This is a genomic window from Curtobacterium sp. MCBA15_009 (assembly GCF_001864895.1).
In the GTDB taxonomy this organism is placed as follows: Bacteria; Actinomycetota; Actinomycetes; order Actinomycetales; family Microbacteriaceae; genus Curtobacterium.
Genome location: NZ_MJGO01000011.1, coordinates 1 through 10,762 on the forward strand (window position 1 = coordinate 1; position 10,762 = coordinate 10,762).

The window sequence follows — 10,762 nt, forward strand, 5'->3', positions numbered from 1 at the left end:
GCGACCCGGGCCTCCCGGCCTCCACGGCGTCACCAGCGCGGTGTGGTGACCCCGGCTCCGTCGGCCCACTCGAAAACGGGCCGGCCGTCGATCCAGACGCGCGTCGCGCGGCTGGACGCGTCGAGCGGGTCGCCGTCCCACAGGACGAGGTCGGCGTCGTAGCCCGCCGCCAGGCGGCCGACGCGGTCACCGAAGCCGAGGAAGTCCGCCGGGTTGACCGTCAGCGCCTCCAGCGCGGTCTGGGCCGGCAGGCCCTCCTTCACGGCGGCGGTCGCCTGGTCGACGAGCATGTTGATCGGCACGACCGGCGCGTCCGTGGTGATCGCGACCCGGACGCCGGCGGCGGCGATCGTCGCGAGGTTCGGGATGCCGCGGTCGCGCAGCTCGACCTTCGACCGGCTCGTGAACAGCGGACCGTAGATGACGGGGATGTCCTTCTCGGCGAGGACGTCGGCGATCTTGTGCGCCTCGGTGCCGTGGTTCACGACGAGGCGGTAGCCGAACTCCTCGGACAGGCGGACGGCGGTCGCGATGTCGTCGTGGCGGTGGGTGTGCTGGTCCCAGACGAGCTCGCCGTCGAGCACCCGGACGAGCGTCTCCTTCGTGAGGTCGCGCGCGAACGGCTCGCCCTTCGCGGCTGCGGCATCGCGGGCGGCCTGGTAGTGCTGCGCCTCGACGAACGCGTCGCGGATGATCTTCGCGACGCCGAGCCGGGTCGACGGGGTCTGACCCTTGCCGCCGTAGACCCGCTTCGGGTTCTCGCCGAGGGCGCTCTTCACGCTGACCGCGTCGGAGATGAGCTGCTCGTCGATCGTGCGACCGCCCCACGTCTTGATCGCGACGGTCTGCCCACCGATCGGGTTGCCGGAGCCGGGCTTCACCACGATGCTCGTGATGCCGCCGGCGAGCGCGTCACGGAAGCCTTCGTCGTCGATGTCGACGGCGTCGATCGCCCGCACCCCGGCCATGTTCGGGCCGGTCATCTCGTTCGTGTCGTTGCCGGCCTCGCCGTTCGCCTCCTCGTGGATGCCGACGTGGCCGTGCGACTCGACGAAGCCGGGCAGCAGCCAGGAGCCGGCGGCGTCGACGACCGGCATGCCCTCGGGCGGGGTGACGTCGGGGCCGACGGCGGTGATGCGGCCGTCCTCGACGACGACGGCACCGCCGTCGAAGGCGGGGGCGGCGACGGGGACGACGTGGGCACCGGTGATCGCGAAGGAGTTGCTCATGCCACCGACGCTACGCGAGGGCGCCGTCGTCGTGGTCGGGCGCAGGCGTCCGGTCGTGCGCGTACGCGTGCGCGTGCGCGTGCTCGCGAGCGCGAGCGCGAGCGCGTGCGCGTGCTCGTGCTCGTGGTCGTGGTCGTGGTCGTCGTGGCTGCGAAATACCGATGCCTGGCGTCCGGCGTGCAGCAGGCCCTAGCGTCGCCGCATGGCACACCGGAGCGAGACCTGGCCCGTCCACGGGCACGCCGACCGACCGTGGCGCAGTGCGTCCCGGGGCCCTCGGGCCGACCGTCAGCTGACGAGCGTCCGGGTCGCCCTGCCCCCACGGATCGCCCGGGTCCGGTGGCGGCCGGACACCCGGACGCTGGCGCTGCTCGACCGGAGCGCCGCCGCCCTCCGCTCGCTCGACGTCCACCACGGATCGCGCCTCGCGCCGCTCGGCCTCGTGCTCGGCCGGACCGAGGCCCTGGCGTCGTCCCGGATCGAGGACGAGTCGGCCTCGGTCGACGACCTGGCACGGGCGCTCGTCGGGGTCCGGGCGAACCCGGGCGCCACCGCGGTCGTCCGCGCCGCCGGGGCCGTCGAGGGGCTCGTCGCCGCAGCCGACTCCGGCGAGGTCACCGAGGCCACCCTGCTCGACGCTCACCGGCGGCTCATGCGGGACGACCCCGTCGACGGTCGGTACGCCGGCCGCTGGCGCGACGTGCAGAACTGGATCGGCGGCGGCCGGACGCCCCGGCTGGCGACGTACGTCCCGCCGCCGCCCGAGCTCGTCCCACCGCTCATGGCCGACCTGCTCGCGTTCGTGCACCGCGTCGACCTGCACCCGGTCGCACAGGCGGCGATCGCCCACGCACAGTTCGAGTCGATCCACCCCTTCACCGACGGCAACGGTCGCATCGGGCGTGCCCTGATCGGCGCGGTCCTGCGGCGGCGTGGCGTCACGACCACCGTGACCGCACCGATCGCGACCGCGCTGGCCGCCGACCGCGAGCGCTACTTCCGGCACCTGGAGCGCTACCGCGCGGGCCGGGTCGACGAGTTCGTCGTGGACCTCGCACTCGCCCTCGGCACGGTGTGCGACGAGGCCTCGCTCACCGCACTGCTGCTCGCCGAGCACGAGGCCGACCGGGCTGCCGGGCCGTGCGCCTCCGCCCCGCACGCCGCGGTCGGACGGGCCCTCGCGGCCGATCCGGTGCTGACCGAGGACCACCTGCAGGACCTGGTGCCGGGGGCCGACCCCGACCGCGTCGCGGACGACCTCGTCCGGGCCGGTGTGCTCCGCCCCGTCACCCGCCGCCGACGGGACCGGGCTTGGGTCGCACCCGCCGTCGTCACCGAGCTCGAGGCCTTCGAGCAGCGCGTGCAGGCCGCCGTGTGCGAGCGTGGCGCGGCGGCGTGAGCGCGGGCGGAGGCAGGGCCTGCGTCAGGGCACTCGAATAGGGTGGGACGGTGAGCAGCGAGCACACCCAGGCCACCCCGCCCAGCGCCGCCAAGCGGCCCGTCACGCGGACCCACCACGGCATCGACTTCGTCGACGACTACGAGTGGCTGCGGGACAAGGAGTCCCCCGACACCCTCGCCTACCTCGAGGCCGAGAACGCGCACACCGCCGCCGCGACCGACCACCTCGCAGCGCTGCGCGACCGCGTCTTCGACGAGGTGAAGAGCCGCGTGCAGGAGACCGACCTCTCGGTCCCGGTGCGCATGGGCGACTGGTGGTACTTCACCCGCACCGCCGAGGGCAGCCAGTACGGCGTGCACTGCCGCGCGCCGATCGCCGGCCCCGACGACTGGACCCCGCCCGCCGTCCCCGAGGGCGAGTCGACGCTCCCCGGCGAGCAGGTCGTCCTCGACGGCAACGCCCTGGCCGACGGCCACGAGTTCTTCTCGCTCGGCACCTACGACATCAGCGACGACGGCACCCGACTCGTCTACGGCATCGACGTCGAGGGCGACGAGCGGTACACCCTGCACGTGCGCGACCTTGCCTCGGGCACCGACCTCGGCGACGCGATCCCGAACACCGGGGCGGGCGCGACGTTCGACCCGGCCGGCCGCTACGTCTTCTACCCCACGGTCGACGAGTCCTGGCGTCCCGACAAGATCTGGCGGCACGCGGTCGGTACCGCCGCCACCGAGGACGTCCTGGTGTTCGAGGAGCCCGACGACCGCTACTGGGTCGGGGTCGGCGTGACCCGGTCCTCGCAGTACATCGTCATCGAGCTCGGCTCGAAGATCACGTCCGAGGCGCACGTCCTCGACGCCGCCGACCCGACCGGTGAGTTCCAGGTCGTCTGGCCCCGCCGCGAGGGCGTCGAGTACGAGATCGAGCACGCCATCGTCGGCGGCAGCGACCGGTTCCTGGTGCTGCACAACGACGGTGCCGAGAACTTCGAGCTCGTCGACGTCCCCGCCGACGACCCGACCTCGGACCGCGACCGCCGCGTCGTCGTCGCGCACCACAGCGAACGTCGCATCGAGTCGGTCGACGCCTTCGCCGGCCACCTCGCGCTCGAGTACCGCTCCGAGGCACTCCCCCGCATCGCGATCATCCCGATCGAGGGCGACGGCTACGGCGACGCGCACGAGGTCCCGTTCGACGAGGCACTCTTCTCGGCCGGTCTCGGCGGCAACCCCGAGTGGGAGCAGCCGACCCTGCGCATCGGGTACACGTCGTTCGTCACCCCGTCCGAGGTGAGCGACCTCGACCTGGCGACGGGCGAGGTCACCGTCCTCAAGCGGCAGCCCGTGCTCGGCGGGTACGACCCCGCCGACTACGTGCAGGAGCGCGACTGGGCGACCGCCGCGGACGGCACCCGGATCCCGGTGTCGCTCGTGTGGCGCCGCGACGCCGTCGACGAGGGCACGCCCGCCCCGCTGCACCTGTACGGCTACGGCTCGTACGAGCACTCGATCGACCCCGGCTTCAGCGTCATGCGCCTGTCGATGCTCGACCGCGGCGTCGTGTTCGCCGTCGCCCACGTGCGCGGCGGTGGCGAGATGGGCCGGCACTGGTACGAGAACGGCAAGACCCTGACGAAGAAGAACACGTTCACCGACTTCGTCGCGGTCGCCGAGCACCTGATCGAGTCCGGCCGGACGAGCGCGGACCGGCTCGTGGCCGAGGGCGGCAGCGCGGGTGGGCTCCTGATGGGCGCGGTCGCCAACCTCGCGCCCGAGCGGTTCGCCGGCATCCTGGCCGCAGTGCCGTTCGTCGATGCCCTGACGAGCATCCTCGACCCGGACCTGCCGCTCACCGTCATCGAGTGGGACGAGTGGGGTGACCCGCTGCACGACGCCGAGGTCTACCGCTACATGAGCGAGTACACCCCGTACGAGAACGTCCGCGACGACGTGCAGTACCCGCAGATCCTCGCGGTGACCTCGATCAACGACACCCGCGTGCTCTACGTCGAGCCGGCGAAGTGGACGGCCAAGCTGCGCGAGGTCGGGGCACCGGTGCTGCTGAAGACGGAGATGTCCGCCGGCCACGGCGGCGTCAGCGGTCGCTACGCGTCGTGGAAGGAGCGGGCGTTCGAGCTCGCCTGGCTCCTCGACGTGCTCGGGCTGGCGGACGAGACGCCCGCGGCGGCGTCGGCGAGCCCGATCGCCGCCGGCTGAGCATGCTCCGTCGCACTCCGTGAGCAGAAGAGGTCGGGTCCGGACGTGGGACCCGACCTCTTCTGCTCACCGAGCGAGCGCAGCGCACGCGCCACGCACCACGCAGCGCACGCACCGTACGCGGCGCGCAGCGCGCTCACACGCGGTTGAGCGCGTGCACCGCCTCGTCGTAGGACTCGTCCGCCAGGCGCACCCGGTCGCCGGCGAGGACGCCGTAGCCGAACGTGCCCTCGCCCCCGCGCTCCGCGATCGCCGCGTTCGTCCGCAGCGTGTCGAGGGCGTGCAGGGAGCGCACCCGCTCGGTGAGCACGTCGGCCGCGGTGCCGATGCGCTTCCAGAGCGCGTGCGGGAAGGCGTCGTCGCCGAGCACGTCCATCGCGAGCCGGGCCCGCATCGTGGCCTGCCAGGCGGCTTCGGTCGTGGCGCGGTCGGCGGCCTCGCGCTCGGCGGCGGTGTCCGAGACGTCGTCGGCCACGGCGGCCTGCACGAGCTCGCGGACGTGCGGCTTGACGACGGCGACGACGTCCTGCGCGGCCTTCTTCGGCGAGCGGAGGGACCACTCCGTCGGCGCGGGGCGCTCCACCGCGTCGTCGAGGGCGTCGAGCAGTTCGAGGAAGGGCTCGCCGTGCAGCGAGGCGACGACGTCCCGCACGGCCTGGTCGCGGCGTTCCCGGGTGGAGGCGAGGATGCGCTCGCGGGTCATCGCGTCGATGAGGTCGTCCTGCGCGGGGGTGGACGCACGCGGCAGGCGGTCGATGAGGTACTCGGCCAGCGCGGCGCGCGCGGTGACGGCGGCGAGGTCGTCGGCGGCCTGGGCGGCGCGGTCGACGGCGTCGCCGTCGGGGAACGCCGGGCGGTACGAGTCGAGGATCGCGGCGATCTCGAGGGTGGTCGCGGCCGTCTGCCGGAGGTCGGCGGTGTCGCCGGAGCGGAGCCGGGCCTCCTGGCCGAGCAGGGCGGTGCGCAGTTTCCGCAGCCGCTTCGCGAGGACGCGCGCGGTCGTGCCCTTGTCCGGCTTCTCCTCGGTGCGGAGGCGCGGTGCCGGTGCGCCGGCGAGCCCGCGTGCCAGCTTGGACGCGACGGCGGCGGGGCCGGCACCGACGGCCGCGAAGCGTCCGTCGAGTGCCGCGAAGAGCTCGTGCGCGACCTGGGCGTCGACGCCCGGGACCGTCTCGACCTCGACCTCGCGCCAGGTGCGCGGGGTCTCGGGCGCTTCGTCGTCGAGCCGCTGGGCCGTGACCTGGTCGTCGGCGAGTTCTGCGACCTGGTCGCCGTCCTCGTCGAGGAGCCGGGTGACGGTGCGGGTCGTCGTGATGCGGACGACGGGGCGCAGGCCGCGGCCGCGACGCTCGGTGAACAGGGCGGCCAGGACCTCGGTCGGCACGGTGTCGGCGTCGTCGGTCAGCGGGAAGTGCTGCTCGTGCCGCACCGTGTCCGACTCGGAGCGCTTGATGTGCCATCCGGCGTCCGGGCCCCCGGTGCGGCGGCGGACCGTCACCCGCGATGCCACGAGGTCGTAGCGCTCGGTGTCCCAGTAGGTCGCGTCGAGCTCGAACGGCTCCTGGTGCTCGGTGCGGATGATGCCACCCGCCCCGACGAGGTCGGGCAGCGCACCGCCCGTCGGCAGGTCGTAGGTGCGCTCGATCTCGAGGTGTGTGTCGCTCACACGCTCTTGTCTACCAGGGCTTCACCGTGCGGCTCGACCACCACCGGGGCATCCGTGGAGAACCGCGAGGCCACCACCCCGGCGACGACGGCGACGAGGAACGGGACGAGCTGCCCGGCCCACCACACGAGGGTCATGACCGAGTAGGACAGCCCGACGGCGATCACCGCGTTCGCGAGCGGGGTGACCACGACGGTGGCGACCAACGGCAGGACGAGCAGCGAGAGCGTCCACAGTGGGCGGCGGAGCGTCACGAGCCAGGCCGCGAGGAACCCGGCGGCGACGAGCCCGACCTGCAGCGACCCGTACCCGGGCACGTGCAGCGTCCCGTCGGTGACCGCCCACCAGACGGCGGCGACGGCGAGTGTCGCGATCACTCCGAGGCCACGACGCCGACGCGGGACGCCGGACGCCAGCAGGAGGCTCGTCGCGACGGCGAGGCCCGGCACCACCGCCATCCCGACGCCGACCAGGTCGAACACCGGACGCGCCTCGGGCAGGCCGTTGTACCGCTGCAGGAGTGCGAGGACGCCGGCGGCGACCACGAAGGACAGCACGGCGAGTGCGATGAGCACGGGGATCGTGCGGATGGTGTGCGGCGCGGCGCGGACGGGCGTGGGCAGTGTGGTCATCGAGTCCCCCCAGGACGATCGGTGCGGTGCGCGTCGGTGGAACAGCGCGGTGGTCAGGGCGCCGAAGGCGAGTGCGGTCGGCGACAGGTCGAGTTCGCGGGCGTCGCGGACGTCGGCGGTCCACTGCTCGCGTCGTGCAGCGCGGTGCGTTGCGGGCGAGGCCGCCAGGGCCGCTCCCAGCAGCACCCGGTCGAGTGCGCTCACGGGGTCACCGGCCGGCTCGACGGCCGGGCAGCCCGGGTGGACACTGCGGCCGCGGGGCGGGCGGCGACGAGCTCCCGCGCGGCGACGACGCCGTCCGCGGTGAACTCGTACAACCGCCGGCGCGGGCCGGGGCGGTCGGCGTCGTCGTCCCACGACGACGCCACCCACCCCTGTCGCTCGAGCCGCTCGAGGATCGGGTACACGGTGCCGGCCTGCCTGCCGGTCGCCTTGATGACGAGCAGCCCCCAGGTCGGACCGTCCCCGGCGAGCAGTGCCTCGAGCACGTCGAGCGTGGGGGCGGTCACGCGTCGGATCGGTTCCATGCAGTGAACCTACCTATGTAGAACAAGCGCCGCAAGCCCCTCAGGAGAAGGGGTTAGCCTGCTGCCATGAGCGACACGATCACCCGCGAGCAGTTCACCCCCGACGCCGGCGGGGTCACGATGTTCACGACGAGCTGGTGCGGCTACTGCGCCCGGCTGAAGAACCAGATGTCGAAGGCCGGCGTGCCCTTCACCGAGGTCGACATCGAGCAGACGCCGGGCACGGCCGAGCTCGTCGCCGAGGTCAACGGCGGCAACCAGACCGTCCCGACCCTGGTGTTCCCGGACGGCAGCACCGCGACGAACCCGTCGCTCGCCGAGGTGCAGTCCCGCATCTGAGCGGCGGAGCCCCGCACGACACGAGTCCGTCCGGACCGCGTGATCGCGTGGTCCGGACGGACTTCGGTCGTGCGAGACGAATGCGCGACGCGCGACGCGCGCCGCCCCCGCACCGCGCGACGCGCGCGCTAGCCCCCGAGCGCCTCGGTCAGCAGCGCGACCATCGCGTCGAGCTGGATGTCGCCGGAGTCGACGACCTCTTCGTCGGAACCGTCGAGCGCGCGGGCGGCCAGGGACGCCTTCGAGTCGATGAGCTCGGCGATCTTCGTGTCGATCGTCTGCGCGGCGATGATGCGCCACGCGGTGACGGGCTCTTCCTGCCCGATGCGGTGCACGCGGTCGATCGCCTGGGTCTGCTCGGCGCTCGTCCACGACAGCTCGGCGAGCACGACGTTCGACGACACCTGCAGGTTGAGGCCGACGCCCGCCGCGGTGAGCGAGCAGACGATGACGGCGACGTCGGGGTCGTTCACGAACGCGTCGATCTCGGCCGTGCGCTGCGTCGGGGTCTGGTCGCCGCGGATCGTGGCGGTGCGCAGGCCCCGGCGAGCGAAGACCTCTTCCGCCTGGTCCATCACGTCGAGGTGCTTCGCGAAGAACACGACCTTGCCGACGTTCGAGGCGAGCTGCGCCGCGTAGTCGGCCGCGAGCTGCGCCTTGGCGCGACCGATGCGGCGGACCATCGAGAACACGTTCTCGCCGGTCGACGAGGCGTCCTGGTCCTCGAGCTCCCAGCGCGCGACCTGCCGGACGAGCTTGTGGTCGATGCCGACGACCGGGTCCTGCCCGGTGCGGGCGTCGAGCGCCTGGTGGTAGCGGCGGACGAGCTTCGCGGTGAGCTCGCGCTCGGCGTCGCGGATGGAGCGGCCCTCGTCACCGTCGAGCTCGACGGGGATGTCGGCGATCCGGCGGGCCGGGATGTCCGCGGCGACGTCGACCTTGCGGCGTCGGACGATGCCCTGGTCGATGACGGCGCGGCGGGCCTCGACGAAGAACCCGGGGTCGGCCGGGGTCAGGCCGATCTCCTCGAGCTCGTTCATGAGCTTCGCGCGCGGCTTCTTGTCGTCGATCCAGCCGAGGTACTCCCAGATGGTGCGGAAGTCCTCGACCGAGTTGATGAGCGGCGTACCGGTCAGCGCCATGAGCAGCGGCGCGGCGGTGCGCTGCCGGATGCGGTCGGCGATCTGCAGCACGAACCGGGCGCGCTGCGAGTCCTTGTTCTTGATGAAGTGCGCCTCGTCGACGACCATGCCCTTGAACCCGAAGTTCCCGAGCCAGCCGGCGTGCCGGTCGAGGATCTCGTAGTTCACGATGACGATGTCGGCGAACCCGTCGAGGTCGTTGCCGTCCCCGTGGATGACCGTCGCGCGGTGGTTCGGCACCCAGCGTTCGGCTTCGCGGGCCCAGTTCGTCTTGACGACGTTCGGCACGACGACGAGCAGCGGGAACGCGTTCGCGGCGTCGGCGGCGAGCAGCGACTGCGCCGTCTTGCCGAGGCCCGGCTCGTCGGCGAGCAGGAACGTCCGGTGCCCCTGCGACGCGGCGGCCACGAGTTCGGCCTGGTGCTTCATGAGCGTGGTGCCCGAGCGCGAGTGCAGCGACGTCGGCTCCGGCAGCGGCATCGACGCCGCTCCCCCGCCCGCGCCGTACTCGAACGACTTGAACAGCGGGCCGAACAGCTCCCAGTTCGCCAGGCGACGCGGGTGCGCGACGGGCTGGTCGGCGAGGGCGAAGTCCGGGGCCATGAAGGGGTTCGCGAGCTGGCGCTGCACGACGGCCTGCGGCACGACCGCGCGCACCGGCGTCTCGACGACGGGCGCCGGTTCCGCCGCGATCACGAGGTCCTCCGGCTGCAGCTCCATGCCGCCGGCGATCATCATGTCGCGCTTCACCGCGCGGGTCGCCTCGGAGACCTGCACCTCTTCGGCGAGGAGCTGGATGACGCTGGTGTCCCGCGCCGCCGTCTTCGCGAGGATCGTCGCCACGCCGTCGAGCCGCTTGAGCTGCTCGGCGCGCTGCGCGTCGGTGAGGTCGGTGTCCGCCTTCACCCGCGCGCGCTCCTCGCGCATGAGCAGGGCGACGGCCTGGAACTTCGTCCGGTTCGACGCCTTGAGCGGTCCGCGCTGCGCCGCCGCCTCGACCTCGCGCACTGCGCGGGCGAGGACGGGGATCACGCCGTCGTTGTCCAGCGGCCGGGTGCGACGTGACGCGGTCCGCGTCCCGCCGGCAGCTCGCCGGGTGCCTGATCGAGCCAACGCTCCTCCTGTTCCGCCCGTTCGTGCGGGCGAGCCGCCCGAGGGCGGGAAGTCCTGCACCGGCGCCCGTCGCGGCTCCGGTGTCTCCGCGGGCCACCGTGGCCCGCCAGTACGCCGGTCCCCGCATCGGGACGTCCGGTGGACTCCCGCGGGCCGTTCCACCGCGAGCGCCTGCTCAGCGCCGGGTGCGACGGTCCGCGCCGGGATCCGGCGTCGTCACACGCACGCGACGCCTCCACGAGGCGGTCACGGCCCGGTCCCCGCGTCGGTCAAGTGACCGACGGCTGCGTCCGGGATCGACGCGGCACGCGGGAACGCGGTGCGTGCGCCGTCAGTTTACTCCCGGACCCCCGACGGAGGCGACTGGCGCGCCACCCGCGCGCGTCGCACCCCGGTCTGTCGCGATCACTCCGCGAGAGCGACAGCTTCCCGCGAACGTTCCGCGTGCGCCTGTCGCGTTCGCGCCAGAGTCACCTGACGTCGGACGGGAGGC

At 73.2% G+C, this 10,762-nt stretch carries 8 protein-coding genes; 3 read left to right on the plus strand and 5 right to left on the minus strand.

What is annotated here, in order from left to right; translation table 11 throughout:
* Positions 1–29 precede the first annotated feature (29 nt).
* Positions 30–1,229: an amidohydrolase gene (locus tag BIU97_RS03950; protein WP_071257507.1), complete on the minus strand. Its 1,200-nt coding sequence runs from the start codon at positions 1,227–1,229 to the stop codon at positions 30–32.
* 202 nt (positions 1,230–1,431) lie between these two features.
* On the opposite strand from BIU97_RS03950, the gene BIU97_RS03955 reads away from it, so the two are divergent.
* Positions 1,432–2,628 (plus strand): Fic family protein, encoded by a 1,197-nt coding sequence (locus BIU97_RS03955; RefSeq protein ID WP_071257503.1) that lies wholly within the window; start codon positions 1,432–1,434, stop codon positions 2,626–2,628.
* A gap of 50 nt (positions 2,629–2,678) precedes the next feature.
* Positions 2,679–4,850, plus strand: coding sequence for a S9 family peptidase (locus BIU97_RS03960; protein ID WP_071257464.1), 2,172 nt, complete (start codon positions 2,679–2,681; stop codon positions 4,848–4,850).
* Positions 4,851–4,986: 136 nt separating this feature from the next.
* Here BIU97_RS03960 and BIU97_RS03965 read toward each other — a convergent pair whose 3' ends face one another.
* From BIU97_RS03965 to BIU97_RS03975, 3 genes are read right to left on the minus strand one after another with little or no spacing between them, the layout of a single operon-like run.
* Positions 4,987–6,516, minus strand: a complete 1,530-nt coding sequence (locus tag BIU97_RS03965; RefSeq protein WP_071257460.1) for a CYTH domain-containing protein — start codon at positions 6,514–6,516, stop codon at positions 4,987–4,989.
* Positions 6,513–7,352 (minus strand): hypothetical protein, encoded by an 840-nt coding sequence (locus tag BIU97_RS03970; RefSeq protein ID WP_071257457.1) that lies wholly within the window; start codon positions 7,350–7,352, stop codon positions 6,513–6,515. The genes BIU97_RS03965 and BIU97_RS03970 overlap by 4 nt, the downstream gene beginning before the upstream one ends.
* Positions 7,349–7,675 (minus strand): PadR family transcriptional regulator, encoded by a 327-nt coding sequence (locus BIU97_RS03975; protein ID WP_071257454.1) that lies wholly within the window; start codon positions 7,673–7,675, stop codon positions 7,349–7,351. Before BIU97_RS03975 ends, BIU97_RS03970 begins: the two co-directional genes overlap by 4 nt.
* 66 nt (positions 7,676–7,741) lie before the next feature.
* Here BIU97_RS03975 and BIU97_RS03980 point away from each other — a divergent pair, with 66 nt between their 5' ends.
* On the plus strand, positions 7,742–8,014 hold the full coding sequence (locus tag BIU97_RS03980) for a mycoredoxin (protein ID WP_071257451.1): 273 nt from the start codon (positions 7,742–7,744) through the stop codon (positions 8,012–8,014).
* Positions 8,015–8,142: 128 nt separating this feature from the next.
* Here BIU97_RS03980 and BIU97_RS03985 read toward each other — a convergent pair whose 3' ends face one another.
* On the minus strand, positions 8,143–10,269 hold the full coding sequence (locus BIU97_RS03985; protein ID WP_071257447.1) for a DEAD/DEAH box helicase: 2,127 nt from the start codon (positions 10,267–10,269) through the stop codon (positions 8,143–8,145).
* Positions 10,270–10,762: the final 493 nt, after the last annotated feature.